Source organism: Micromonospora arida (genome assembly GCF_042873195.1).
Classification (GTDB): domain Bacteria; phylum Actinomycetota; class Actinomycetes; order Mycobacteriales; family Micromonosporaceae; genus Micromonospora; species Micromonospora arida.
Genome location: NZ_JBIALC010000021.1, coordinates 1 through 24,785 on the forward strand (window position 1 = coordinate 1; position 24,785 = coordinate 24,785).

The following is a 24,785-nucleotide window of genomic DNA, read 5'->3' on the forward strand; positions in this document are numbered from 1 at the left end:
GGACCTACATCAGCCTCACCCGAACAACCTGATCAACAACACCTGACACATCTATCGGGACTTCCCCTTGACACATGTCTCGGGACAGCACAGTCAGCGGGGAACGGAAAGTGTCCAAGATCTACCGTGCGAACCTCTCCCACGCCACTACCGGGGGCCACAGCGCGAGGAACGGCGGCGCCGCCCGCAACACGCGGCGCGGCCCGCAACACGCGGCGCCGCCCGCAACACGCGGCGCCGCCCGCAACACGCGGCGCCGCCCGCAACACGCGGCGCGGACCGCAACACGCGGCCCGCAACACGCGGCGCGGGTGGGTGTGGTGTGCCGGGCCGGCTTTGGAGCTGATGCCGTAAACGATTCAACCACCGAGCCGGGTGCCGGGGGCCGGATGCCGGGGCCGGGGGCCGGATGCCGGGGCCGGGGGCCGGATGCCGGGGGCCGGATGCCGGATGCCGGGGGCCGGATGCCGGATGCCGGGGGCCGGATGCCGGATGCCGGGGCCGGATGCCGGGGCCGGGGGCCGGATGCCGGGGCCGGGGGCCGGATGCCGGGGCCGGATGCCGGAGGCCGGATGCCCGGGCCGGGGGCGGGCGCAGGATGCCAGGCACCTGGGCGCCGGGCGCCGGGCCAATCCGATGGCGAGGTGTGATTCGTCAACGGGTCTGATTCGTTGGCGAAGTCTGCTTCGTGGCCACAACCGATTCGTTTGTGACATCAGCTCCAAAGGCGTTCTGTGACAGATGCCGAGGCCGCACGGGCGCCACGTGACGGATCGCTAAATGCCACACGACGGATCGGCCGGACGCCACGCGACGGGTCGGCCGGATGCCCGCGGATCGGCCCGACGTCGACAGGCCGGCCGGGCGGGGACATCGCCGGCACTAGCCTGGGTGGCGACGGGTTCATCGACCACGAAGGACCAAGGGGACGAATGGCGTACGTGCTGCTGGGGATCGCCATCCTCGCCGAGGTGGTGGCGACCAGCCTGATCAAGAGCACCGCTGGGTTCAGTCGGCTCTGGCCGACCGTGGCGTGCCTCGGCGGCTACGCGCTGGCGTTCCTCCTGCTGGCCCAGGCCGTCAAGGAGATCCCCGTGGGGGTGGCGTACGCCCTCTGGTCGGGTCTGGGCACCGCGGCCATCGTGGCGATCGGGGCGGTCTTCCTGGGTGAGTCGGTGGGGCTCGCCAAGCTCACCGGCATCGCACTGATCATTGCCGGGGTGGTCATCGTGAACCTGGCCGGCGAGCACTGACCAGGGCGGTTTCCGGTGGCCGGGTCCGGCGCGGACCCGGCCACCGGTCCGACGGTCAGCTCGCCGTGCAGCTCACCACCGGCAGGCTGTTGGCGCCGGTCCAACTGCCGAGGAAGCCGAAGCTGGCACTGGCCCCGGCCGCCAGCCGTCCGTTGTAGTCCGTGTTGCGGGCGGTCACCGTGGCTCCGCTGCTGGTGAGGGCCACATTCCAGGACTGGGTGACGCGCTGGCCGTTGGCGAAGGTCCACCCGGCGGCCCAGCCGGTGATCGCCCTCGTGCCGGCGGTCACCCGTACCTCACCCTGGAAGCCGCCCTGCCACTGGTTGGTCACCGTGTACGTCGCCGTGCAGCCACCGTTCGGCGGGGGCGTCGTCGGGGGTGGCGTCGTGGGGGGTGGCGTGGTCGGCGGGGGCGTCGTCGGTGGAGGGGTGCCGCCGAAGACGCTGGCCTCGCGGGCGGTCTGCCGGATGCCGTTGACGCCGTTGAAGAGGCGCTGACCCCAGTCGGTCAGGCTCGCCGGATTGAAGTTGGTGGCCAGGTCGAGATACTCGACGCCGCCGCCGTTGCCGCTCCACGACCAGCCCAGCCAGCCGATCCCGTTGGCCTGGCTGTACGCGAGGATGGCGTCCTCGTCCGGGTTCCCGTCGGAGTGGTTGAAGCCGAACTCACCGACCACGATGGGCAGCCCGGCGGTGCGGAACCGACCCAGGTAGTCGCTGATCTCCGCAGCGGTGTCGAACACCCCGTACATGTGGATGGAGAACACGGTGTTGCGAGCCGGGTCGGCGGCGAAGACCGACGCGGCGTTGTCGCGCATCGTGAACGACCAGTCCTGCCCCCAGTTCGGCGCGTCCACCATGATCGTGTGGGTCAACCCGCCGGCCCGCAGGCGCTTGATCGCATTGGCGTTGTCGGTGGCCCACGAGGCGTAGTTCTGGTTGCCGTACGGCTCGTTGCCGATGTTGACGATGACGTACCTCTCCTGGCCGGCGAGGACGTCGGCGAGGCTGAGCCAGTAGTCGACGGCGCGGTCGAGGGTGATCGCCCCGCTCTGCTCGCCGTACCCGGTGGTGTCGTGCACCTCCAGCACGCAGATCAGTCGGTTGGCCTTGCAGAGCGAGATGACGTTGGCGACGTCGGCGTTGGTGTTGCGGGTCCACCGGTCGCCGCTGGAGAGCACCACCCGCACGGTGTTCGCGCCGAGCGCCTTGACGTTCGCGAACGAACTGGTCTGCTGCGGGTACCAGGTGTGCGCGTGGTTGACGCCGCGCATGATGAATTCGGCGCCGTTGGCGTCGTACAACTTGCCGCCAGCGACGGAGAAGCCAGCCGCGGCGTGTGCCGGCTGGCCGAACGCCAGCACGGTGACGAGCAACGCGAGCAGGGTCGCGCCGGCGGCGGAGAGTCGAGTCTTCATGGCCTTCCTCAGGGAGGACCCCCGGTGCCCGACAGGGGTGGGGACGTGACAGGGGAAGGCGGCTGCAGCCCGGCAGCCGCGCCCGGCTTCCGGCGCAGGCATCAGCGTAGGACGATGGATTGGTCCTCGCAACCGGTTCAGTTGAGGGGCCCGCAGCCCGGACAGCCGCAACGGCCCACGCGGACGCGGGCCGTCACGGGGCGGTCATCCCCACCACAGGATGTGCGCCACACCCGGCTCTTAACCGGTTAAGACCGACGGTAGGCAGGCGGCCGGGATCCGTCAAGCACTGCGGCAGCCGAACCGGACGGGAGGGTTGACCGCCGTGCACCGGGGTATCCCGGGAACGATCCGTCAGCGAGAGGGGACACCAGGATGGTCAGCGTCGGCTACACCCTGATGAGCGAGCAGACCGGGCCCAAGCAACTGGTGGACCATGCGGTACGGGCCGAGGCGGCTGGTTTCGACCAACTGGTGGTGTCCGACCACTACTACCCCTGGCTGGACTCCCAGGGCCACTCCCCGTACGCCTGGTCGGTGCTCGGCGCGGTCGCCCACGCCACCTCCCGCGCGGAGCTGATGTCCTTCGTGACCTGCCCGATCCGCCGCTACCACCCGGCCGTGGTCGCACAGAAGGCAAGCACCATCGGGGCGCTCTCCGATGGTCGTTTCACCCTCGGCCTGGGCGCCGGGGAAAACCTGAACGAGCACGTGGTCGGCGGCTGGCCGCACGTCCAGCAGCGGCACGAGATGTTCGAGGAGGCCTTGCAGATCATCCGGCCGTTGCTCAACGGGGAGACGCTGACCTTCTCCGGCAACCACTTCGACGTGCCCGACGCCTACGTCTGGGACCGCCCGGACCAGCCGGTGCCGATGGCCATCGCCGCGTCCGGTCGACAGTCCGCGACGCTGGCCGCCGAGTACGGCAACGGCCTCGTCTCCACCGAACCCGACCGGCACATCATCGAGATGTACGACGACGCCGGGGGCGCCGGCCAACCCCGCTACGGCCAGGTGGCCATCTGCTACGGCCCCGACGAGGCGGAGTGCCGCAAGATCGTGCACGACCAGTTCCGCTGGTTCGGAATGGGGTGGAAGGTCAACGCCGACCTGCCCGGCCCGGAGTCCTTCGCCGCCGCCACCCAGTTCGTCCGCGAGGAGGACGTCGCCGAGGGCATCTCCTGCGGTCCGGACGTGGACGCGCACGTCGAGGCGTTCCGCAAGTTCGTCGACGCCGGCTTCACCCACGTGGCGATCATCCAGGTGGGCGGGGAGACCCAGCCGATGTTCCTGGACTGGGCGCAGGAGCAACTGCTGCCCCGGTTGCGCGAGCTGTGAGCCAAGGCGCGGCACCCCGGCCGCCCGGGTCGACCCACCGCAGCGCCGTCGGCCGGTTCGGGCCGGCCGAGCTGCGGCTCGCCATGGCCGCGCCCCGGCCAGCCGGCGGGCTGACCAGCGAGTGGCGGGTCGTCAACGGGCTGCGCACCCACACCCGCCGCAGCGCCGACCCGGAGACCGGGGAGCCACCCGTGGTGCTCGTGCACGGCCTGGCGGTCTCGCACCGGTATCTCACCCCGCTGGCCGTCGCGCTCTCCGCAACCCATCAGGTGTACGTGCCGGACCTGCCCGGCTTCGGGCTCACCGAACACCCAAGGGGGACGTACGACGTCCGCCGGCACGCCGACCACCTGGCTGCCTGGCTGGCCGCGTACCAACTGCCGCCGGTCTGCCTGCTGGGGCACTCGTTCGGCGCGGAGGTGGCCGCCGCGGTCGCCGCGACCCACCCCGACGCGGTACGCGCACTGGTGCTGGCCGGACCGACGAGTGACCCGGCGGCCCGGTCCCGACGGGGCCAGTTCGGTCGTTGGCTGGTGGACAGCCTGCGCGAGGCGCCGCGGCAGGCCCCGATCCTGGTGCGGGACGTCTGGAACGCCCGGCCCTGGCGGGTCCTCGCGACGCTGTCGCACTCGGTGCACAACGCCATCGAGGCGAACCTCGTCCGCGTCAGTACGCCGACTGTCGTCGTGGCCGGCGATCGCGACACGGTCGTACCGCAACGGTGGCGGGACGAGGCGACACGGCTGGTGCCGGAGGCGACCCTGGTGGTCGTTCCCGGTGCCGCGCACAACGTGGTCACGACCGCCCCGACTGCCGTCGCGGACACGATCCGGCACCTGCTCGCCCCTCAACCCGCACTCTCGGACAGGTGAACATCATGCGCTTCGGCAACACGGAGATCCGCCCGCTCGGCGGCGGCCTCGGCTGCCTCCTGATGATCCTCTTCTCGATCGTGGCGTCGGTGGTGCTGACCGTCCTGTTGAATCTGGTGCTCTGAGCCCCGTACGTCTCAACGGCGCAGGCCCAGGGCGTTGAGCACCTCCCGGACGGCCAGCCGGACCGGGTCGAGCACCGAACGACGGGCCCAGCGGGCCGCGGGCGCGACGGTGGCCCGCCACACCGCCCTGAGGCCCCGCGCCACCGGCACGACCGTCACCGACCAGACCCACCGGACTCCGGACAGCAGGGGGCGCAGCAGCAGTCGGTGGAGCAGTCGCAGCACCCGGCCGGCCGTCCGCCACGCACCGACCACCGCGGCGACGACCAGCCGACCGACGGGCGTGAGCACCGTGCCCAACCATCGCAGCGGCCACAGGACCAGGTACCTGGCGAGCCAGACCAGCACGCGCCCCAGGACCACGAGGGCCGGACGCAGCCCATGACGGGTCAACCAGACCAGCGCGGGCCAGATCACCGTGCGGGTGACCCACACCAACGGGAGCCACAGCAGGTGCCGGGCGCACCAGACCAGCGGAAGCCACAGCAGGTGCCGGGCGCACCACACCAGCGGAAGCCAGACCAGCCGGTGCAGCAGCCAGGCCAGTGGGGCCAGCAGCCAGCGGGACAGGAACCGGCCGACCGGGCGGAGCAGGTACCGGTGCAGCAGTCGGCCGGCAGCCACGATCAGCTCCCAGAGCAGGCGTACCGGCAGCACCACGACCAGCGCCACACCACGCGCGACGGCCGCGACGAGCGGAGGCGCGACGGCGGCCGGCTGCGCTCTGCCCGAGACCGGCGGGTCGGCGGCCAGACGAGCCCCCGGTGGCGCGGCCCGGTGATCGTTCGGCGGACCGGGCAGCGGCGAGCGGAGGGTGCGGCGGTCGGTCACGGTGGCACGGTAATCGGCCCGCGCCACGCCCGGGGTGGCACCGGCCGCGCGAGCCGACGGCGGCGTCAGCCGGGAGACAGCTCCAGCGTGGTGAGCAGCGGATAGTGGTCGGAGGCGGTGGCCGCCGCGCCACCGCGGATCACCCGACAGTCGTGCGCGCGCTGCGCCACCGCCGGGCTGCCGAGCAGGTAGTCCAACCGCATTCCGGCGAACTCGGCCCCGCCGAGCCGGGTGGGCACGGTGTGGCCCTCGGTCTCCGGCGCGTCGATGTTGCCGGACGTCCAGAGGTCCACCAGGCCGGCCGCGAGCAGCCGGGCGATCGCGCGGGTGTCCACGGCGCCGCCGGAGCGACGCAGGTGCCGCCGCCGGTAGAGGGTGGGCATGCCGGCCAGCCGGGCCGTGTGGTCGACGGTCGGGTCGAGCGAGTTGAGGTCACCAGTGACCAGCGTCAGCGGCCCCTCGCTGCGGCGCATCGCGGCGACCAACCAGTCGACCTCCATCCGCCGCCGACCCCCGGAGTACGGGTAGAGGTGGGTGCCCAGCACGGTGAACGGGCCGGCGGACGTGGCCACCACGACGCGGGCGGCGGCGTGGTGGAACGGACGACGCACCGACCCGGCGTCGACGACCCGGTACGGCGGCCGGACCAGCACGGCCACCGGCTGCCCGCAGCAGGACCGGGCCAGGTGGGGCGTCATCCCCACCCGGCCCGCCATGGCGGCCATCAGCCCGTCCCGGTCGAAGCCGCGCAACTCCTGCAGGGCCAGCACGTCCGGTGCCTGCTCGTCGACGACCTGGACCACCTGATCCAGCCGGTCGAGGCCGCCACGATCCCGACCGCCGGTGCGGATGTTCCACGTCATCAACCGCAGCACGACGGCGGCGCCTAGTCGGCTCGGCCGGCCCGCGCCAGCTCGTCGTCGAGGGTGTCCACGTCCTCCGACTCGATGGCCGGTTGGTTGCCTTCCTTCAGGTCCTCGTTCGGTCGGATCACCAGATAGAGCAAGCCGATCCAGAGCGCGGACAGCAGGATCGCGCCCATGAAGTCGGTGGGGTGGTGCATCCCCCGGTACATCCGGGAGGTGGCCACCCCGACCGGCATGATCACGGCCAGCGCCACGAAGATCCAACGCCACCACCGGTCGGTACGCGGGAACACGATGACGGTGATTGCCAGCCAGACGCAGATCGTGGCCGCGATGTGCCCGGACGGGAACGACGAGGTGGGCATCTGCCCGTCCAGGTTCTCCACCGGCGGACGCGGCCGGTCGACCGCGCGGGCCGACGAGAGGAAGAGGGTCAACTCCCCCACCATCGCCAGCGCCACGAAGAGCACCGGGCGCCAGCGCCGCCACACCGCCAGCACCAGCGGGCAGAACACCAGCGAGATCAGCAGGATGGCATGGGTGTCGCCGAACTTGCTCCACCACCAGCTGACGTCGGTCAGCACCTCGGTGTGCCGCTCGGCGAACCACTGCGGCACCTTGGTGTCGAGGGTGTCGAAGAAGGTGCCCTTGGCGTGGTAGCTGACGTACGTGCCGAAGCCGTACAGCGCCCCGAACACGATCACCCAGCCGACCAGCAGCTCGGCCACCGCCGAGCGGGGGTGGGCCAGCACATGTTCCTCGGCCGGGGCGGGGGCGATGTCGTGCCCCGCCTCGGGCTCCAGGCCCTCGGTCAGCGGAGGCACCGGCCGCCCCCGCTCCCGCCGCCACAGTCGGAAGGCGTACGCGGTGACGCCCAGCCAGGCGGCCCCGAGCAACCAGGCGGCCAGCACGTCGGAGACGAAGTGCACACCCAGCGCAATCCGGGTCAGTCCGACCAGTGCCACCAGCACACCGACGCCGACGATGGCCGGCTTGCGCCAGCGGGGCGCCATCGCCGGCAGGAACACCAGCAGCAGCGCTCCGTACGCGACGAACGAGCCGAGCGCGTGCCCGCTCGGGAAGCTGTTGCCGGGCGCGCTGGCGATCGGCACGTCCACGACCGGGCGGAGCCGGCCGACAAGCGTCTTCAGTGACGGGTCGAGGATCAGGCCACCGACCCCCGTGATGATCAGATAGACGGCGAGTCGGGGTTGCCGCCGGATCAGCAGCCCGACCACGGCGATGGTGACCAGCCAGATGAGGATCGGCCGGCCGCCCAGGTCCGTCACCGCCTGGAGCACGGTGACCAGTGCGTGGTGCGGGGCGACGAGCCCGTTGAACCACTCGGCGAGCCCGCGGTCGACATCCTCCAACGGGCTCCACTGCACCCGGACGAGCAACAACAGCAGCCCGAAGGCCACCCCGGCGCCGGTGACGGCCACCAGGCCGGCGATGCTCCGTTCGGCAAAATGCCCGATCGGGCGCCGTGCCACCTCTTTGACCGCGGTCACCCCGCACCTCCCTTGTCTGTCTGGCGAGGCGCTTTTACCCGATCCGCGTCACACGTACACGCCGGTGCCGCTAGAGCGCCGACATGTCCCCGGTGTCGTACAGCTCGGCGCGGTCCGGGTCGGGCTCCCACAGGTCCGGTTGGGCGGGCTCCTGCACACCGATGCGCAGCGCCTCCAGTTGCGCGGCGAAGGACAGCCCGCCGAAGAGCGCCATCCCGGTCAGGTTGGCCCAGAGCAGCAGCGCCATCATGCCGGTCAGGGCGCCGTAGGTCTGCCCGAAATCGTCACTGAACCGCACGTACGCGGCGAGCAGCAGGCTGGCCAGCCACCACAGCGCCGTGGCGATGCCGGCGCCGAACAGCAGCCAGGACAGGCCTGGCTGGTTGCGGCGCGGCGCGTGTCGGAACAGCACGGCGACGGCGACGACGGTCAGCGCGAGGCTCAGCGGAAAGCGGATCACGTCCCAGATGCCGTTGGCGAGTTCGCCCCACTCGTAGTGTTCGCGGACCGAGTCACCTACCGCACCGCCGCCGACCAGGATCAGGAAGCCGGCGAGAGCCGGCACGCCGGCGGTGACAGCCAGCACGGCGGCCCGAAGGTATTTCTGCAGCGCCGGACGGTCCCGCTCGACGCCGTAGATGCGGTTGGCACCCCGCTCGATCTGGGCCATCGTGGTGGTGAGCGCGAACAGGCCGGTGAGCAGACCGAGGGTGAGCGCCAGCTCTCCCGCGTCCTCGACGCGTTCGCCCTCACCGAGCAGTTCGGAGACCATCTGCTCGCTCTGGCCGGGAGTGAGCGCCAGGACGGTGTCGGCGACCACCTGGCCGCCCTCCCGGACGCCCAGCTCGCTGATCAGGCCGGTGAGGGCGATCAGGAACGGCACCACGGCGAGGCAGAGTTGCAGCGCGAAGGCGCGGGAGTGGCTGAACCCGTCGCCGTAACGGAACCGGATGAAGGCGTCCCGCAGCAGGTGCCAGCCACCCTGCCCGCGCAGTGTGTGCCAGGCGTCGTCGGCGGACAGCTCCTCGTCGGCCATCAGCCGGGTCTCCGGCACGATCCGCGTGCTACTCACGGTGTGCTTCCTCGATCAGCTGCTCGCCCCGCTCCCCGGCACCTTGCGCGTCGACGGCCAGGTCGGGGGCGTCCTCGGGCTGGGGGACGCAGAGCCAGAGCGCCTGCGGCCGGATCTCCGCCCGCAGCTGCCGGCCCGGGGGAATCAGGTCGCCGTCCAACTCCCGAGGCTGCGCCCGGTTGCTGGTGACCACCACCCGCCGGCCCCGGAAAACCTCCAGCTGTGGCACCTGGCCGCTGCGGCGGATCACCGCCCAGCCGAGCGCGAGCCAGTGCCGCAGGTTGCGCGGGGTGAGAACGGCGACGTCGAGCCAGCCGTCGTCCGGCTCGGCCTCGGTCAGCAGGGTCACGCCGCCCTGCAGGCGGCCGACATTGGCAATCAGGACCGAACGGGCCCGGCGGCGCACCGGCGGCCGGTCGTCGATGCGGATCTGCACCCGCATCGGCCGGTCCCGTAGGTGGCGGGCGGCACCCATCACGTACGCCGGCCAGCCGATGCGGGCCTTGGTGGTCTCGTTGGTGGCTTCGAGCATCTGGGCGTCGAAGCCCATGCCGGCCATCACGGTGAAGTACTTGTCCTCGACAGCGCCGACGTCGAGCAGCCGTCGGCCGCGTTCGACGGCGACCTGCAACCCGGCGGCCAGGTCGGTGGAGAGCCCCAGGTTGGCGGCGAGCAGGTTGCCGGTGCCCTGCGGCAGCACTGCGAGGGCGACATCGGTGCCGACCAACCCGCTGACGCAGGACATCACGGTGCCGTCGCCCCCGCAGGCGAAGACCAGGTCGACGCCGGCCTTGACGGCCTGCTCGGTCTGGCCGCGACCCGGGTCGTCGGCGGTCGTCTCGTACCACTGCGGCGCGGGCCAGCCGGCCGCGGTCAGGGCGTCGTCGACGGTACGACGCAACTCGTCGAGATCGTCGACCTTGACCGGGTTGACCACCACCGCGGAGCGCAACCCGCCGTCGCCGCCCGAGGGCCGCCTGTCCTCTCCAGCATCCACGGCGTCAGTGTGCAGCACCCGGACGGCTTCAGCGACCCGGCGACCGGCGCGCGTCGGAAGTGCCACAGACAGGTTTCAACCCGGCCCCACCCGTCAGGCCGCCGCCCGCAGTGCGATCTCCACCCGCCGGCGCAGATCGTCGAGGTCCACCCCGGACTCGGTGAGCACCAACGCCCCCAGCCCGTTGCCCTCCCGGAGCACCCCGAGCAGGATGTGCTCGGTGCCGATGTGGCGGTGGCGCAGGCGCAGGGCCTCCCGCAGGGACAGCTCCAGCACCTTCTTCGAGCGGGGCGAGAACGGGCCGCCGAGGTACCGCTTACGCCCCCAGCGGCGGCGCGGCGCCGGCACCGCCTCCCGTAGCGCGTCCGGGCCGAAGGACTGCTCGATGCGGGCGACGATCGCGGCCAGGTCGATGCCGATCTCCCGCAGCGCCGCCGCGTCCGCGTCACCGAGGCCCGCGCCGCCGCTGGCGGTGTGCCGGTGGATGCGTTCGCGCAGGTCGTCGGCGCGTACCCCGGCGTCGGCGAGCACCCGGCTGGCCAGCCCGGCCTCGTCGGCGAGCAGGGCGAGCAGCAGGTGCTCGGTGCCGACCGGGCGCTGGCCCTCGACCCGCGCCTCCTCCAGCGCCCGTCGCACCACGTCGCGTGCCCGGTCGGTGAACCGTTCGAACATCACGCCTCCCAGGATGAGTTGACCGCCGGTCGCCCGGCGTGCTTCTTGTGCACTGCCTGCCGGCTGACCTCGAGCGTGTCGGCGATCTCCTGCCAGGACCAGCCCTGTCGACGGGCGTTGTCCACCTGGACCACCTCGAGCCGCTCGAGCAGCCGGCGTAGCGCGCGGACGGCGCGCAGCCCGACCCGGGGGTCGGTGCTGCCGGCTGCCGCCGCGAGTTCTGTCGCCTGACTCATGCCGTCAACATACGTTGACAACAACGCACATGTCAACCCTGGTTGACGCGATCGGTTCGCGGCGACAGCAACCGGCGTGCTCCGGCGCCCTCACGACCGAGCACATCCCGTGGATTGGTCAGATGGCAGACCCGCAACGACAGACAGCCGCAGCCGATGCACTCGCTGAGGTCGTCGCGGAGCGCCTGCAACTGCGCGATGCGCGCGTCGAGTTCGGTACGCCAGGCCGCCGACAGCCGGGCCCAGTCGTCGGGGGTCGGGGTGCGTTCGCTGGGCAGTTGGTCCAGTGCGTCGCGGATCGCCGTCAGCGAGATGCCGACGTGCTGGGAGGCCCGGATGAACGCGACCCGCCGCAAGGTGTCGCGGCTGTACCGGCGCTGGTTGCCCGCCGTCCGCGTGCTGCGGATGAGGCCCTTGCGCTCGTAGAAGTGCAGCGCGGAGATGGCGACACCGCTGCGGTCGGCGACCTGCCCGACGGTGAGTTCGTGAAACGTGGTGCGGGGCCTTGGCATTGATCGACGGTACCGCTTGACCTCAACCATGGTTGAGGCCAGAGGATCAGCGGCGTCCCCGAACCGCGAACAAGGAGCCCTCCCGTGACCACCGTTCTCGTCATCGGCGCCACCGGGCGGCAGGGCGGTGCCGTCGCCGACCTGCTGCTCCAGCACGGCCACGACGTCGTCGCCTACGTGCGCTCACCCGAGTCGCCGCCCGCCCGGGCACTGTCCGCCGCCGGAGCACGGCTCGCCGTCGGTGACCTGGGCGACCCGGTAGCGCTCGCCGACGCCGCCCACGGTGTCGACGCGGTCTTCGGGCTGTCCGTACCGTTCGGAACCGGCGGGAAGGACGAGGAGGTCGCCCAGGGCCGCCTCCTGGTCGACGCGGCGGCCGAGGCGCACCTCGTCTACTCCTCGGTCCGGGGCGCCGACCGGATGGTCGAGACCGACATCGACCACGCCGACAGCAAACAGCACGTCGAGGCGTACCTGCGCAGGCAGCAGGTACGCGCGACCGTCCTCGGACCGGTGTACTTCATGGAGAACGTCCTGAACACCGGGTTCAGCCGCCTCAACGACGGCATCCTGGCCAACCCGCTCTCCCCCGGCAAGCCGCTGGACCAGGTCACCGTCCGGGACATCGCCAGCCTCGCCGTGCACGCCATCGAGCACCCCGAGCGGTTCGTCGGCGAGCGCATTGATGTCGTCTCCGACCGGGTGACCGGCGAGGAGGCGGCCCGCATCCTCAGCGACGTGCTCGGCCGCGAGATCCCGTACCAGCAACTGCCGCTGCACCAGGTCCGGCAGTGGGCCGGCGATGAGATCGCCGACATGTTCCAGCGCTTCGAGGACAACACCGACTTCGTCGACGTCGACGCCCTGCACGCCGCGCACCCCGAGGTCGCCTGGCACCGCTACGCCGACTGGGCCCGCGCCGTCGACTGGGATCGGGTCCTCTCCAGCCGGGCGAGCGGGCGATAACGCAACGACGCCGCGCCGCCGTGCTCATCCGACTACCCTCGGGTCAGGACAGCTTGGTCGTGCCGGGCGCGACGCCCGGGAGGTGATATCGGATGGCCGCACCCGCCGACGCAGCGGTGCTGGTCGGCCTCGGGTCGGAACTCGACCTTCCGGTCGTCGAACAGGCCGCGCAGGAGGCCGCCGACCACGGCCGGCCACTGCACCTGCTGCACACCTTCGACTGGAGCGCGGCCTTCGCCGCGGACACCGTCGCCGCACCCCGCGACCAGGCCGAAAAACTGATCACCCGCGCCGCCCAGCTCGCCCACCAGACCGAGCCGGGGCTGACCGTACGCGGGGAGATCGTCGAGAGCTCCGTGCTGCCCACCCTCATCCGCCGCTCGGAGGGCACCTTCCTGCTGGCCGTCGGCGACAGCGGCATGGCGGGCAGCGGCCAGTGCGTTCCGGCCGAGACGACCGCCGTGCAGTTGGCCGCACGCGCCGGCTGCCCCCTGCTGGTGGTCCGGCGTGAGCCAGCGCCACAGGGCCCGGTGCTGGTGGGGGTGGACGGCTCGCCCAGCTCACACCTCGCCCTGCGGTGGGCCCTGGAGTGCGCGAACCGCCGCAACGCCCGACTGCTGGCCCTGCGGGTGGTGGAGTACGACGAGGACACCGACGCGGTCACCGAGCAACTCACCGAGGCACTGGCCCGGCACACCGGCCGCGAGAACACCGTGCCGACCGAGTGTCGCGTGGTACGCGGTGACCCCGCCGAGGTGCTGATCGACACCTCCCGCAACGCGCAGGTGGCGCTGGTCGCCGCCCGCGGCGACGAACCGGGCCGGGCCATGCTGGGCGCGGTCGCCCAGTCCCTGCTCTACCACTCCCCAGCCCCGGTGGTCGTCGTCCGCGGCCTGGCCGAGGCGCCGCTGACCGGGCCCGACACTCGTCCGGCACCGAACCAACGGCCCTGACCCGGGTGCCATCAGCCGCGACGGCGAACGTCCGGTTTCAACGAGGGCCGACAGGGGGCGAACCATTCGTAGTCGCGTGGCTGTGGCGCGGTCACCCGACCGCGCCACAGCACAACGGTCAGGACCGGACGGGCCTCGTGCAGGTGGTCTTGGCGCTCTCCAATGCACCGTTGACGGCGGTGACGCAGAATTCGTAGTTCATGGCGCCGGCGACCAGGAACCCGACGCCCCAGGTGGTATCCATGATGGTCCGGGGACTCACATCCTCCTCGTCGCCATTGCCGAGGTTGCGAGCCCAGACGCGATAGCCAGCCGCATCGGTGGATTTGTTCCAGTCGAGCTTGACGCTTGAGGCGTCGATGACAACGGCCTTCAGGCCGCTCGGCGCTGCGGGAGTTCCTCCGCCGACCAGGACGGGGCCGCCGGTATTCGGCACCCCTCCGCCGCCGCTGGTGTCCCAACTCGATACCCAGACGAGATAGCGGTGGCCGACTTTCAGACCGTCGATATGGGCCGCCTGACCCCCTGATTCCGACGGAGCTGAGGATTGCGCCCGGGTCGTCCTGGTCCCAGTAGATGACCCCGAAACGTTCGACCACCCCGACGGTTTCGCCCCAGGTGATGTCGAAGCCGGTGCTGCTGGCCCGCGTGACGATCGGGAACGGGCCCGGAAGGGCCGTCGGGCTCGCCACCATGGGCGCCGTCGGGGACGTCCAAGCGGATTTCTGGTCATCGGTGTCGCCGTTGTCGGTGCGGACCTGGTATTCCCACTTCACGCCATGGACAGAGAGCGTGTCGTGACGGTTGGCCGCCGCCCTGGACTCACCCCAGTTCGCGGAGCCGACAAAACGGGACCGGACGGTGTATCCGTGGGCACCGAAGACCGCATCCCACGTCGCCTTGAGGCCCTGGGGGCCGGGCTCGACGACGACGTTCCTCGGCACGGGAGTGGGCCGCGCTGGAATGGTGCTGGGGATGGCGGGCACGCTGGTCCCGATGCGGAAGTTGTTGACGAGGGTGCGTTGGAACGCCTGGGCGATCTTGAACTCGCCCCGGGCGTTGGGGTGTAGCCCGTCGTAGCCGTCCGGACAGCTGCCGGGCTCGCAGGCGTAGTTCGCGCGCCAGTTGACCAACGCCACAGGGGACTGGCTGGTGCTCCACGTCGGGATCGAGGTGGCCAGCAGTGTGTTGTAGCGATCGGTGGTGGCTGGCAGGTTCGGGTTGATACCGAGCCGGGTGCGTTGAGGGACGTTGGCCAGGGCCAACTTGATGTTGGGGTTGGCGGCACGAGCCTCGCTCACCAGCGTCCTCATGCTGGCGATGGTCCCCTCGGGGTTGTCGACGACCCAGCCCAGGTCGTTGAAACCCAGCCCCACCAGGAGCAGGTCGGGCTTGCGCTCCGCTACCTGCGCATAAATTTCATTCTTGACCTGGGCCGCTTGACGGCCCCAGACCGCGAAGTGGTGAGGGTCGAAGGCCGACGCACCCGCAGCGTACCCACCCCAGGTGCGGGGCATGCCCTCCACGGGGGCAGGAGCCCCTTGCAAACGCGGCGGGACCGGGCCGGTTGCTTCTTTAGCCTCGGTCTTTCATCAGTGATTGATCTTGGTTGTTCTGGTCGTTGCTGACGAGGTTCTTGCCGTTGGGCATGGTTGTGGCCCGGCGCGTGGCCGGGTTCCTCGATCCTGTTGCAGGGGCGGGGTTTTGGTTCAGGTCAGCGGTCGGGGTAGCGCTGCGAGCCGGTCAGGCCGGAAACACCTTTAGATCCACAGACCCGGCTGGGCCCCGGAGCCGTGGTGACGGTTCCGGGGCCCAGCTTTTGGTTGTGGTCAAGGTGTGACGGTCAACTGCCGGCTGGTCGTGTGGGGGTCACGCAGGTGGTTCGGGCTGATTCGAGGGTGCCGTTGATGGAGGTGACGCAGTATTCGTAGTTCCAGAAGCCTGAGGTTAGGTAGGCGATGCCGTGGGTGGGTTCGGTGAATGTTTGGTCGCTTGGGGTCAGGGGGCTGCCGTTGGTGAGGTCGCGGGTCCAGACGCGGTAGCCGGCGGCTGTGTCGTTTTTGGTCCAGGTGAGTTGGACGGTGTTGGCGTCGAGGGAGTTGATCTGTAGGCCGGTGGGTGCGGTGGGGGTTGTGGTGCCGACCCTGATGGGGCGTGCGGGGTTGGGGACGCCGGAGCCGGTGGTGTTCCAGCTGGCTACCGCGATGATGTAGCGGTGGTTGGGCTTGAGGCCGTCGATGCGGGCGGAGAAGCCTTTGATGCCGGTGCTGGAGAGGATGGCGTTGGGGGTGTCCTGGTCCCAGTAGAGGACTTCGTAGCGTTCGATGGCGCCCGCGTTGGTGGGTACGCCCCAGGTGATGGTAAAGCCGGTGGCGGTGGGCTGCGTGATGATTCCGGTGGGTCCGGCAGGTGCCGTCGGGTTGGCTGTCGCGGTTCTGATGGGTGACCAGGCGGATTTTTGGTCGTCGGTGTCGCCGTTGTCGGTGCGGACCTGGTATTCCCAGGTCAGGCCTTTGACGGAGAGGGTTTCGTGGCGGTTGGCCTGTACGCGGGATTCGTTCCAGGTGGTGGCGCCGACCAGTCGGGAGCGGACGGTGTATCCGTGGGCGCCGAAGACCCTGTTCCAGTTGACGGTGACGCCTTGAGGGCCTTCGCCGGCGGTGACTCCGGCGGGTGTGGGGGTGGGTCGGTTGGGGATGGTGGTGGGGATGTCGAGGGGTTTGGTGCCGTATCCGAAGTCGTTGTGCAGGGTTTCGGTGAATGCTCGGGCGATTTGGTATTCGCCTGTGGCGTTGGGGTGCAGTCCGTCGTAGCCGGCGGGGCAGCTGGTGGGTCCGCAGTCATAGTTTTCGCGCCATTTGACTAGCTTCACTGGTGACTGGTTGGTGTGCCAGGTCGGGATCGCCTGGGCCAGCCGGGAGTTGTAGTCATTGGTCTTGTCGGGTAGCTGTCTGTTGACGTTCAGCAGGGTGCGTTGTGGGACGTTGGCTATCGCGAGCTTGATGTTGGGATTGGCTTTGCGGGCTTCGTCGACCAACGTTTTCGTGCTGTCCAGGGTCCCCTGGGCGTCGGTGACGGACCAGCCCAGATCGTTGAAGCCCAGGCCGAGCAGGATCAGGTCAGGCTTCTGCTGCTGCACCTGGTACTGGATCAGGTTCTTGACAATCGCTGCCTGCTGGCCCCACATCGCGAAGTGTTCGTCATCGTCGAAGCTCATACGCTGGTCGTACTTGCCGTCGAAACGTGTCGACTTGTCCTCAGGCTCGGGTAATTGCCCTTGCAGAGTTGGCGGTTTACGTCCGGGTGCCCGGGCAGGCACGGTGCCCTTATAGGGGCCAACGAACTCGGCGTCCACGCCCTGTTCCCTGAACCACTCCGACAGCCGGTAACGCCAGGTCCAGTCGCCCTCCTCACCCTGACTCATCGAATCACCCACCACCATCACCCTGACGCTGCCAGTCGGATCAGGACCGGGGACGGGAGGGCCCGGCGGCGTACCGTGGGTGAAGTAGACGGTGGAGTCACCGTCGCGTTCGTAGTTGCCGTTGAATCCCCAGTTGATCCAGCCGCCGTCGCCGTTGTTCTTCACCACGCCGACGTCGAGCGCGAAGACGGTCATGCCATTCACGTTCGCGAGGTGTTTCAAGTTCGAGAGATAACCAAAGGAGAACTGGTCGATCGACTTGACGACGAGGATGTTCGTGTCAGGGAAGCACTTCTGGTACTCGGTGGTCAGCGACCGGACGAGCTCCCCGCGGTCGCCGGGCACCGACCCGGTGTAGCCGCATCCCGGGTACGGTCCGTTCGCGGTCGACGTGTACTGCGGAGTATCGGAATCGAAGTTGGAATCGGCGAATCCGGCCATGGGGTCGAAGGTGAGGTCGGCCGTCGCCGGATCGGTGAACGCCACCGTCATGCCGTCCGAGCTGCGGGTGAAGTTTCCGTAGAACGCCCAGTTGTTCCAGCCGCCGTCGCCCATGTTGTGGAACGTGCCTGTCTTGAACACATGAACGTCGTAGCGGCCTCGGCTCGCTACCCCGGATGGCCGTCCAACCTCGGTCGAGTCGTTCGCGTCGTAGTCCTGCATGCTGAACGCACTCGCGTACACCTGCGACGTCGGCGGGGACAACCATTCGTGCGATTGCTCGTCGTGCATCACCATGACGTTGTAGTTCGGGAAGCAGGTGCGCACATCGTTGAGCAGTGCCCGTACGTGTCTGCTCTGTGCGTCCTTGCTCAACCCGTCGTAGAGACTGTAGTAGATGGTGCGATCCACCCGGTCGCGGGTCGTCACCTCACACTGCGGACCAGAAGACCATCCCGAGCGCCGCTCGGGAAGCGGCGGCGTCGTGAAGGTCACGGTCCGTCCATCGTCGCTCTTGGTGAAGTATCCGTTGTAGCCCCAGTTCTTGTAGCCGAGGTCACCGGCCTGATAGAAGGTGCCGGATTTGAAGACGTACACCCGATACTTCGTGTCACTCAATTCGATCGTGGTGACGAAGTACGCCTCCGTCATGTGTTGCGTGCTGCCGTTGTGGGGCTGGGCGATCACAACGTTGTAGCCGGGGAAGCAGTACGCCACCCGCCGAACGGCCTCCTTGACCTTGTCCGCCTTCTCGTTCTCCGCGGTGATCGCGTAGGAAACCACCGACGCGAGACCCAGGAACATGTTGCCCATCACGAATTTCGGATTCGCCCACACGATCCTCGGGGCGTTCGCCTTCGGGTCAGCATCAAGGCAGGCCGACGGCAGCGCTCCGGGCGTCACCGCCGCTGCGCTCGCCTCGGGCATGGACGTGTTGAGCGAAGCGGTCAACCCTGCGGTGAGGATGACGGCAGTCACCAGGGACATGCCCCGGCGTGCCCGGCTCACCCGTCTTCGACCACCCTCCGATGACCTCCGAATACCAGACGTTCGAAATGCGAAACCCAACATGGCGGTGCTCCGTTTCGTCTGCGTGCTAGTACTCCAGCCGGGGATGTTGACCTCGGCTGAGCTGCGGTTCGGCGGTCTGACGCTCGCCTCGACGTACGCCGTCGATGGTCTGTCGTCAGTTGTCGGTCATCAGTTCTTTACATCGATGATCTTTGTGTAGAACATATAGATCCACAAGTCTCGAATCGATTACAGCCGCTGGTCTCCCCCGGCCCAGCCACGCCACGCAGCGCAAGCCGAGGTGGTCCTACCGGCGGGTACGCCCGGAGCGGAACACGTTCCCCGACGGCCTTCACGCACCGCCGATCCGACCCCGTCGACGCACCGACGCGACTACCCTCAGTGAGGGAAGAGGTGGCGGCGCGGGAAGGTGGGCCGGATGGACGTACCCCACGGGGGCGCTGGTCGTCGGCACCACCAGTGGGGACCAATGGCTCTGCCCCATCCTTCCGGCGGCGACGAAGCTGGACGTGGCCGGGAAAACCCGGGACACCGGATGCGACGTCCCCGATTTCGCGAGAGGCTCACGCAGCATGGATTCCGCTGTTGACCTGCACAGCCCTCTGACCGAAGACGAACTGCGTCGGCTGGACGCCTACTGGCGCGCCGCGAACTACCTCACCGTCGGGCAGATCTACCTGCTGGACAACCCGCTGCTGCGCGAGCCGCTGACCCCCGACGACATCAAACCCCGGCTGCTCGGGCACTGGGGCACCAGCCCCGGCCTCAACCTGATCTACGCCCACCTCAACCGGGTGATCGTGGCGCGCGACCTCAACGCCATGCTGGTCACCGGCCCCGGTCACGGCGGGCCGGCCATCGTGGCCAACACCTGGCTGGAGGGCACCTGGTCGGAGCGCTACCACGACGTGGCCCGCGACGAGGCCGGCATGTCCCGGCTCTTCCGCCAGTTCTCCTTCCCGGGCGGCATCCCCAGCCATGTCGCGGCGGACGTGCCGGGCTCGATCCACGAGGGTGGCGAGCTCGGGTACGCGTTGAGCCACGCCTACGGCGCCGCGTTCGACCACCCGGACCTGCTGGTGGCCTGCGTGATCGGCGACGGCGAGGCGGAGACCGGGCCGCTGGCCGGCAGTTGGCTCTCCGACGTGTTCCTCAACCCGGCGCGCGACGGCGCGGTGCTGCCCATCCTGCACCTCAACGGCTACAAGATCGCCAACCCGACCGTGCTGTCCCGGATCCCCGAGGCCGACCTGCTCGACCTCATGCGCGGATCCGGCTACCAGCCGTACGTGGTGGCCGGTGACGAGCCCGCCCGGGTGCACCGGACCCTGGCCGCGACGCTGGACCGTGTGCTGAACGAGATCGCCGAGATCCAGCGGCGGGCCCGCTCCGGAGGCGTCGTCGAACGCCCCCGATGGCCGATGATCATTCTGCGGACGCCGAAGGGCTGGACCGGCCCGAGTGAGGTCGACGGCATTCAGGTGGAGGGCACCTACCGCGCCCACCAGGTGCCACTGTCGGGCGTACGCGACAACCCGGCGCACCGGGCCGAGCTGGAGCACTGGCTGCGCAGCTACCGGCCGGAGGAGCTGTTCGACGCTACCGGGGCGCCGGTGGAGGAACTGCTGACGCTGCCGCCGCGCGGTGACCAGCGGATGAGCGCCAACCCGGTCACCAACGGCGGCATGGTGCTGCGCGACCTGACCCTGCCGGACTTCCGCGACTACGGCGTGGAGGTTCCCGAACCGGGTACGCCGATCGCCGGCGCGACCGGGGTGCTCGGCCCGTGGATCCGCGACGTCATCAGCGCCAACCCGGAGACGTTCCGGCTGTTCGGCCCGGACGAGGTCGCGTCCAACCGGCTGGGTGCCGCGTTCGAGGTGACCGACCGGGCCTGGGTGGCCGCGACCGTGCCCGGCGACGACCACCTCTCCCCCGACGGGCGGGTCATGGAGGTGCTCTCCGAGCACCTGTGCCAGGGCTGGCTGGAGGGCTACCTGCTGACCGGCCGGCACGGCGTGTTCACCAGCTACGAGGCGTTCATCCACATCGTCGACTCGATGCTCAACCAGCACGCCAAGTGGCTGAAGGTGACCCGGGCCATCCCCTGGCGGCAGCCGATCGCCTCGCTGAACTACCTGCTCTCCAGCCACGTCTGGCGGCAGGACCACAACGGCTTCTCCCACCAGGACCCGGGGTTCATCGACCACGTCGTCAACAAGAAGGCCGAGGTGGTGCGGGTCTATCTGCCGCCGGACGCCAACACGCTGCTCGCCACGATGGACCACTGCCTGCGCAGCCGGCACTACATCAACGTGGTGGTGGCCGGTAAGCAGGCCGCCCCGAACTGGTTGACGATGACCGAGGCGATCCAGCACACCCGGCGTGGCCTGGGCATCTGGGAGTGGGCCAGCAACGACGGCGGCACCGAGCCGGACGTGGTGCTCGCCTGCTGCGGAGACGTGCCCACCCTGGAGACGTTGGCCGCCGTCGAGCTGCTGCGTCAGAACCTGCCGACGTTGAAGGTACGCCTGGTCAACGTGGTCGACCTGATGCGACTCCAGCCGGACACCGAGCACCCACACGGCCTGACCGACAACGAGTTCGACACCATCTTCACCGAGGACCGGCCGATCATCTTCGCCTACCACGGATATCCGTGGCTGATCCACCGACTCACCTACCGCCGCACCAACCACGAGAACCTGCACGTGCGCGGTTACAAGGAGGAGGGCACCACCACCACTCCGTTCGACATGGTGATGCTCAACGACCTGGACCGCTTCCACCTGGTCATCGACGTGATCGACCGAGTGCCCGGGCTGGCCGCCAGCGCCGCGCACCTGCGCCAACGGATGGTCGACGCCCGGCAGGCGGCCCGCGACTACACCCGCCAGTACGGCGAGGACGACCCCCAGGTCGCCGAATGGCGCTGGGTCCGCGAAACCGATCCGACCACCCCCTGAAGGAGGACGACGTGCGCGACGCGGAGATCCTGGTCGGCTACGACGGCTCCACCGACGCCTCGGTGGCCCTGGACTGGGCACTGGAGGAGGCCCGGCACAGTGGCCAGCCGGTGCGGCTGGCGTACGTCTTCGAATGGCTGACCGTGGCCAGCTGGGTCGGCCCGGGTGTGGCCCCCGGTGTGTGGCCCGACGACACCGCCCGCCGGCAGGTCGAGGACCTGGTCCGCAGGGCCGCGGCGGACGCCACCGCCGCGCACCCCGGCCTGACGATCACCGGCCAGGTGTACGACGGGCCGCCCGCGCTGGTGTTGCAGGAGAGCTCGGCCGAGGCCGGGTTGTTGGTGCTCGGCAGCCGGGGCCACGGCGGATTCGGTGGCCTGCTGGCCGGGTCGACGGCGGTGTCGGTCGCCGCGCACGCACACTGCCCGGTCGTGGTGGTCCGTGACGGGGCCGGCCGCGCCCCGGCCGACGCGTCGGCCGGCCCGGTGGCGGTCGGCGTGGACGGCTCGGAACCGTCGCTGGTGGCGCTCGGCTTCGCGGCCGAACGGGCGGCGCAGCGGCAGGTGCCGCTGCGCGTCCTGCACGCCTGGACACCGGGCCCCAACGCCGAGGCCGGGGTGCCCGATGAACGGGCTGCGGTGGAGCAGGCGCTGGAACCGTGGCGGCGGACGTTCGCCGAGCTGGCCATCACCGTCGACCTGGTCCCGACCAGCCCGGCGGCGATGCTGATCGAAGCGAGCCGCGACGCGCGGCTGGTGGTGGTCGGCAGCCGGGGTCGGGGCGGGCTGGCCGGGATGCTGCTCGGCTCGGTCAGCCAGCAGCTGATCCAGCACGCCCACTGCCCGGTCGCAGTGGTCCGGGAACGCTGACGTCCGCTGGCCCGGGTCGCCGTACCCGCGGGTACGGCGACCCGGGCCAGGGGTCACCGCCGCGCGGGTGCCGAGTCGGACGGGTCGAGGGAGAGGAACTCCTCCTCTTCCTGAGCCAGGTGCAGGCGGAGCACGGCGTCCAACCCGTAGAGGGTGGCCAGCAGGTCGGGGATCTGGTCCGTGCGTAGCCGACCATCCTCGGTCTGCGCGAGCTGGGCACCGAGCAGGTCGACCTGGCGGCGGATCTCCACGTGCGCCCGACTCATCGTCGAGGTCGCTTCATCGCTGCCCAGCGGGGAGGCCAGCGCGGGGTAGAGCTCCCGCTCCTCGGCGGCCTCGTGCGGCAACACCTGGTCGGTCAACCGGCGGTGCGTCTCCCGTACCGCCGGCAGGCACCTCGGCGAGGCCGGATCGGTGGCGACCAGGTCGGCGGTGTCGCGCAGCCCGGCCAGAACGTCGCGTACCGCCTGGTGCTCCCCGGCGAAGCGGGCGAGCAGCTCCCGGGTGCGCGGTGGGACGTCACGGCGGCGCAACCCACCGCCGAGTGCCCGCAACGCGTTGAGGATGACCAGCACGTCGATGCCCTCCTGGAGGAACGCGCCAGCGACCGGGGGCAGCCGGCCGGCCGCCGCCGCGAACATCGCCAGCACCGCCAGCCCCATCCCGACGGTGGCGCTCTGCACGGCGATGCGCCGGGCGTACCGGGCGATCTCCACCGCGTCGGCGAGCCGGTCCAGCCGGTCCACGGTGAGCACCGCGTCGGCCACATCGGCCGACGCGCTCGCGCCGGTCGCGCCCATCGCCACGCCCACGTGCGCCTGAGCCAGTGCCGGTGCGTCGTTCACCCCGTCGCCGACCATCACGGTGACCGCCCGGTCGGCTTCGGCCCGTACCCGGTTCACCTTCTCCTCCGGCGTGCAGTGGGCGAGTACGTCGTCCACGCCGACCGCCTCGGCGACCTGAGCGGCGGTGGCCGGCCGGTCACCGGTGACCATCACGATGCGCCGCAGCCCTGCCGCGCGCAGCCGGCGTACGGTTCGGCGGGCGTCGGGGCGTACCGGGTCCTCCAGCAGGATCGCGCCGAGCGGGCCGTCGTCGTCGCTGACCCACACCGCCGACCAACCGGCCAGCTCGGTGCGGGCCCGCGCCCGGTCCGCCCACTCCGGCAACTCGCCCGTGAACTGACCGACATCGACCAACCGGCCGTCGATCCGGCCGCTGACCCCTCTGCCCGGCTCCTCGGTCACATCGGTCGGCTCGGTCAGCGCCAGCCCGCTCTCCCGGGCCTGCCGGACCAGCGCGGCGGCCAGCACGTGTGGGGAAAGCTGTTCGACCGAGGCGGCCAGCCGCAGCACCTCGTTCCGGTCGCCGCCGGGGGCGACGATCGTTTCGGCGGCACGCGGGCGGCCGGCGGTGAGCGTGCCGGTCTTGTCCACCAGCAGGGTACGGGCCCGGCCGAGCAGTTCCAGCGAGCCGCCGTCGCGGATCAGCACACCGCGCCTTGCCACCCGGGACAGCCCGGACACGATCGCGATCGGGGTGGCCAACAGCAGCGGGCAGGGGGTGGCCACCACCAGCACCGACACCGCCCGGACCACGTCGCCGGAGAGCAGCCACGCCAACCCGGCCAGAACCAGCGTGAACGGCACGAACGCGGCGGCGTACCGGTCCGCCAACCGGACCATCGGGGCCTTGTGGGCGGTGGCCTCCTCGGCCAGCCGGACGATTCCGGCGTAGGTGCTCTGCGCCGCGCTCTTCGTCGCCCGCATGCCGAACCCGGCTCCGGCGTTGACCACGCCGCTGGCCACCGCCTCACCGGCCGTCCGCTGGACCAGCCGCGACTCCCCGGTCACCACCGACTCGTCCAGGGTGGCCGCGTCGTCGATGGTCCCGTCGACCGGCACCACGTCCCCCGGGCCGACCAGCAACCGGTCCTCTACCGCCACCTGGTCCAGCGGCACCACCTCGATCGCGCCGCCAGGCCCACGCCGACGTGCGGTACGCGGAGCGCGCTCCAGCAGGGCCCGCAGGTCGCGGGTGGCCCGGCGCTGCGCGTACGCCTCCAATGACCGTCCGGTCGCCACCATCACCGCGATCACCGCCCCGGCCAGGTACTCCCCGACCCCGAGCGCGCCGGCCAGGGCAAGCACGGCGATCACGTCCACGCCGAAGTGCCGGTGCCAGAACGCCCGCAACATCGACCAGACGGCGGGCAGCAGAGCAACCACCGTGACGGCCGCCCAGATCAGGTCGGCTGCGCCGGCCCGGCCGGCGATCCGCAGGACCGCACCCGCCAGCACTGCGGCGGTGAGCCCGACCAGCGGCGCCCACGCCCACCAGCGGCGGGTACGGCGTCGGGCCGGCTGCTCCGGCACACACTCGGTCGCCTCCGTCCTCACCTGCGCATCGTCGCAGCACTGGGCCGCCACCGG

The 24,785-nt window shown here is 70.4% G+C and carries 20 protein-coding genes and 1 pseudogene; 8 read left to right on the forward strand and 13 right to left on the reverse strand.

Annotated elements, in window-relative coordinates:
- Positions 1-932 precede the first annotated feature (932 nt).
- Positions 933-1,253: a DMT family transporter gene (locus ACFYP0_RS32665; RefSeq protein ID WP_112585076.1), complete on the forward strand. Its 321-nt coding sequence runs from the start codon at positions 933-935 to the stop codon at positions 1,251-1,253.
- A 55-nt stretch (positions 1,254-1,308) separates the two neighbouring features.
- Here the strand turns inward: ACFYP0_RS32665 and ACFYP0_RS32670 are convergent, their stop codons facing one another.
- A complete protein-coding gene (locus tag ACFYP0_RS32670) occupies positions 1,309-2,670 on the reverse strand; it encodes a cellulase family glycosylhydrolase (RefSeq protein ID WP_356980743.1) in 1,362 nt (453 codons plus the stop codon).
- Between the two features lie 375 nt (positions 2,671-3,045).
- Between ACFYP0_RS32670 and ACFYP0_RS32675 the strand changes: the two genes are divergently transcribed.
- Genes ACFYP0_RS32675 through ACFYP0_RS32685 form a run of 3 tightly spaced genes read left to right on the forward strand, consistent with a single transcriptional unit; the run spans position 3,046 to position 5,005 of the window.
- Entirely contained in the window at positions 3,046-4,008 is a 963-nt protein-coding gene (locus ACFYP0_RS32675) for a TIGR03557 family F420-dependent LLM class oxidoreductase (protein ID WP_356980741.1), read from the forward strand.
- Complete coding sequence (locus tag ACFYP0_RS32680; protein ID WP_356980739.1) at positions 4,005-4,880, forward strand: alpha/beta fold hydrolase; 876 nt, start codon at positions 4,005-4,007, stop codon at positions 4,878-4,880. Before ACFYP0_RS32675 ends, ACFYP0_RS32680 begins: the two co-directional genes overlap by 4 nt.
- Entirely contained in the window at positions 4,877-5,005 is a 129-nt protein-coding gene (locus tag ACFYP0_RS32685) for a hypothetical protein (protein WP_279635911.1), read from the forward strand. The genes ACFYP0_RS32680 and ACFYP0_RS32685 overlap by 4 nt, the downstream gene beginning before the upstream one ends.
- Before the next feature lie 12 nt (positions 5,006-5,017).
- Here the strand turns inward: ACFYP0_RS32685 and ACFYP0_RS32690 are convergent, their stop codons facing one another.
- From ACFYP0_RS32690 to soxR, 8 genes are all read right to left on the reverse strand, one after another.
- The gene (locus ACFYP0_RS32690; RefSeq protein ID WP_356980737.1) at positions 5,018-5,836 is read right to left on the reverse strand and encodes a hypothetical protein; all 819 of its coding nucleotides are present in this window, start codon (positions 5,834-5,836) and stop codon (positions 5,018-5,020) included.
- Positions 5,837-5,901: 65 nt separating this feature from the next.
- Complete coding sequence (locus ACFYP0_RS32695) at positions 5,902-6,711, reverse strand: endonuclease/exonuclease/phosphatase family protein (protein WP_356980735.1); 810 nt, start codon at positions 6,709-6,711, stop codon at positions 5,902-5,904.
- A gap of 11 nt (positions 6,712-6,722) precedes the next feature.
- On the reverse strand, positions 6,723-8,213 hold the full coding sequence (locus ACFYP0_RS32700) for a phosphatase PAP2 family protein (protein WP_124860073.1): 1,491 nt from the start codon (positions 8,211-8,213) through the stop codon (positions 6,723-6,725).
- A 70-nt stretch (positions 8,214-8,283) separates the two neighbouring features.
- Positions 8,284-9,285, reverse strand: coding sequence for a YihY/virulence factor BrkB family protein (locus ACFYP0_RS32705; RefSeq protein ID WP_386998484.1), 1,002 nt, complete (start codon positions 9,283-9,285; stop codon positions 8,284-8,286).
- Complete coding sequence (locus tag ACFYP0_RS32710; RefSeq protein WP_124860077.1) at positions 9,278-10,282, reverse strand: diacylglycerol/lipid kinase family protein; 1,005 nt, start codon at positions 10,280-10,282, stop codon at positions 9,278-9,280. Before ACFYP0_RS32710 ends, ACFYP0_RS32705 begins: the two co-directional genes overlap by 8 nt.
- A gap of 93 nt (positions 10,283-10,375) precedes the next feature.
- On the reverse strand, positions 10,376-10,954 hold the full coding sequence (locus tag ACFYP0_RS32715) for a Clp protease N-terminal domain-containing protein (RefSeq protein ID WP_386998485.1): 579 nt from the start codon (positions 10,952-10,954) through the stop codon (positions 10,376-10,378).
- Positions 10,954-11,190 carry an HTH domain-containing protein gene (locus ACFYP0_RS32720; protein ID WP_030336062.1) on the reverse strand — a complete coding sequence of 79 codons (237 nt, stop codon included), beginning with the start codon at positions 11,188-11,190 and terminating at the stop codon, positions 10,954-10,956. The genes ACFYP0_RS32715 and ACFYP0_RS32720 overlap by 1 nt, the downstream gene beginning before the upstream one ends.
- 32 nt (positions 11,191-11,222) lie before the next feature.
- Positions 11,223-11,702, reverse strand: a complete 480-nt coding sequence (gene soxR, locus ACFYP0_RS32725) for a redox-sensitive transcriptional activator SoxR (RefSeq protein ID WP_386998486.1) — start codon at positions 11,700-11,702, stop codon at positions 11,223-11,225.
- Between the two features lie 84 nt (positions 11,703-11,786).
- Between soxR and ACFYP0_RS32730 the strand changes: the two genes are divergently transcribed.
- The gene (locus tag ACFYP0_RS32730) at positions 11,787-12,668 is read left to right on the forward strand and encodes an NmrA/HSCARG family protein (RefSeq protein ID WP_386998487.1); all 882 of its coding nucleotides are present in this window, start codon (positions 11,787-11,789) and stop codon (positions 12,666-12,668) included.
- Between the two features lie 92 nt (positions 12,669-12,760).
- Positions 12,761-13,621: a universal stress protein gene (locus ACFYP0_RS32735; RefSeq protein ID WP_386998488.1), complete on the forward strand. Its 861-nt coding sequence runs from the start codon at positions 12,761-12,763 to the stop codon at positions 13,619-13,621.
- 118 nt (positions 13,622-13,739) lie between these two features.
- On the opposite strand, the gene ACFYP0_RS32740 is transcribed toward ACFYP0_RS32735, so the two are convergent.
- The 3 genes and pseudogenes from ACFYP0_RS32740 to ACFYP0_RS32750 form a co-directional block, all read right to left on the reverse strand.
- Positions 13,740-14,354, reverse strand: coding sequence for a fibronectin type III domain-containing protein (locus ACFYP0_RS32740; protein WP_386998495.1), 615 nt, complete (start codon positions 14,352-14,354; stop codon positions 13,740-13,742).
- 307 nt (positions 14,355-14,661) lie between these two features.
- Positions 14,662-15,138: pseudogene (locus tag ACFYP0_RS32745) on the reverse strand (GDSL-type esterase/lipase family protein); the annotation flags it as partial.
- Positions 15,139-15,464: 326 nt separating this feature from the next.
- Positions 15,465-18,464 (reverse strand): SGNH/GDSL hydrolase family protein, encoded by a 3,000-nt coding sequence (locus ACFYP0_RS32750; protein WP_386998489.1) that lies wholly within the window; start codon positions 18,462-18,464, stop codon positions 15,465-15,467.
- 626 nt (positions 18,465-19,090) lie between these two features.
- Between ACFYP0_RS32750 and ACFYP0_RS32755 the strand changes: the two genes are divergently transcribed.
- Both ACFYP0_RS32755 and ACFYP0_RS32760 read left to right on the forward strand, forming a co-directional pair.
- Entirely contained in the window at positions 19,091-21,484 is a 2,394-nt protein-coding gene (locus ACFYP0_RS32755) for a phosphoketolase family protein (RefSeq protein WP_124860090.1), read from the forward strand.
- Positions 21,445-22,353: a universal stress protein gene (locus ACFYP0_RS32760; RefSeq protein ID WP_386998490.1), complete on the forward strand. Its 909-nt coding sequence runs from the start codon at positions 21,445-21,447 to the stop codon at positions 22,351-22,353. The genes ACFYP0_RS32755 and ACFYP0_RS32760 overlap by 40 nt, the downstream gene beginning before the upstream one ends.
- A gap of 53 nt (positions 22,354-22,406) precedes the next feature.
- On the opposite strand, the gene ACFYP0_RS32765 is transcribed toward ACFYP0_RS32760, so the two are convergent.
- The gene (locus tag ACFYP0_RS32765) at positions 22,407-24,752 is read right to left on the reverse strand and encodes a heavy metal translocating P-type ATPase (RefSeq protein WP_386998491.1); all 2,346 of its coding nucleotides are present in this window, start codon (positions 24,750-24,752) and stop codon (positions 22,407-22,409) included.
- Positions 24,753-24,785: the final 33 nt, after the last annotated feature.

What these genes read in the sequence shown, in the direction of transcription:
- ACFYP0_RS32665 (WP_112585076.1), top strand. Translation starts at nt 933, where the DNA reads ATGGCGTACGTGCTGCTGGGGATCGCCATCCTCGCCGAGGTGGTGGCG.
- ACFYP0_RS32670 (WP_356980743.1), bottom strand. Translation starts at nt 2,670, where the DNA reads ATGAAGACTCGACTCTCCGCCGCCGGCGCGACCCTGCTCGCGTTGCTC.
- ACFYP0_RS32675 (WP_356980741.1), top strand. Translation starts at nt 3,046, where the DNA reads ATGGTCAGCGTCGGCTACACCCTGATGAGCGAGCAGACCGGGCCCAAG.
- ACFYP0_RS32715 (WP_386998485.1), bottom strand. Translation starts at nt 10,954, where the DNA reads ATGTTCGAACGGTTCACCGACCGGGCACGCGACGTGGTGCGACGGGCG.
- ACFYP0_RS32720 (WP_030336062.1), bottom strand. Translation starts at nt 11,190, where the DNA reads ATGAGTCAGGCGACAGAACTCGCGGCGGCAGCCGGCAGCACCGACCCC.
- soxR (WP_386998486.1), bottom strand. Translation starts at nt 11,702, where the DNA reads ATGCCAAGGCCCCGCACCACGTTTCACGAACTCACCGTCGGGCAGGTC.
- ACFYP0_RS32735 (WP_386998488.1), top strand. Translation starts at nt 12,761, where the DNA reads ATGGCCGCACCCGCCGACGCAGCGGTGCTGGTCGGCCTCGGGTCGGAA.
- ACFYP0_RS32740 (WP_386998495.1), bottom strand. Translation starts at nt 14,354, where the DNA reads ATGACCAGAAATCCGCTTGGACGTCCCCGACGGCGCCCATGGTGGCGA.
- ACFYP0_RS32755 (WP_124860090.1), top strand. Translation starts at nt 19,091, where the DNA reads ATGGATTCCGCTGTTGACCTGCACAGCCCTCTGACCGAAGACGAACTG.
- ACFYP0_RS32760 (WP_386998490.1), top strand. Translation starts at nt 21,445, where the DNA reads ATGGCGCTGGGTCCGCGAAACCGATCCGACCACCCCCTGAAGGAGGAC.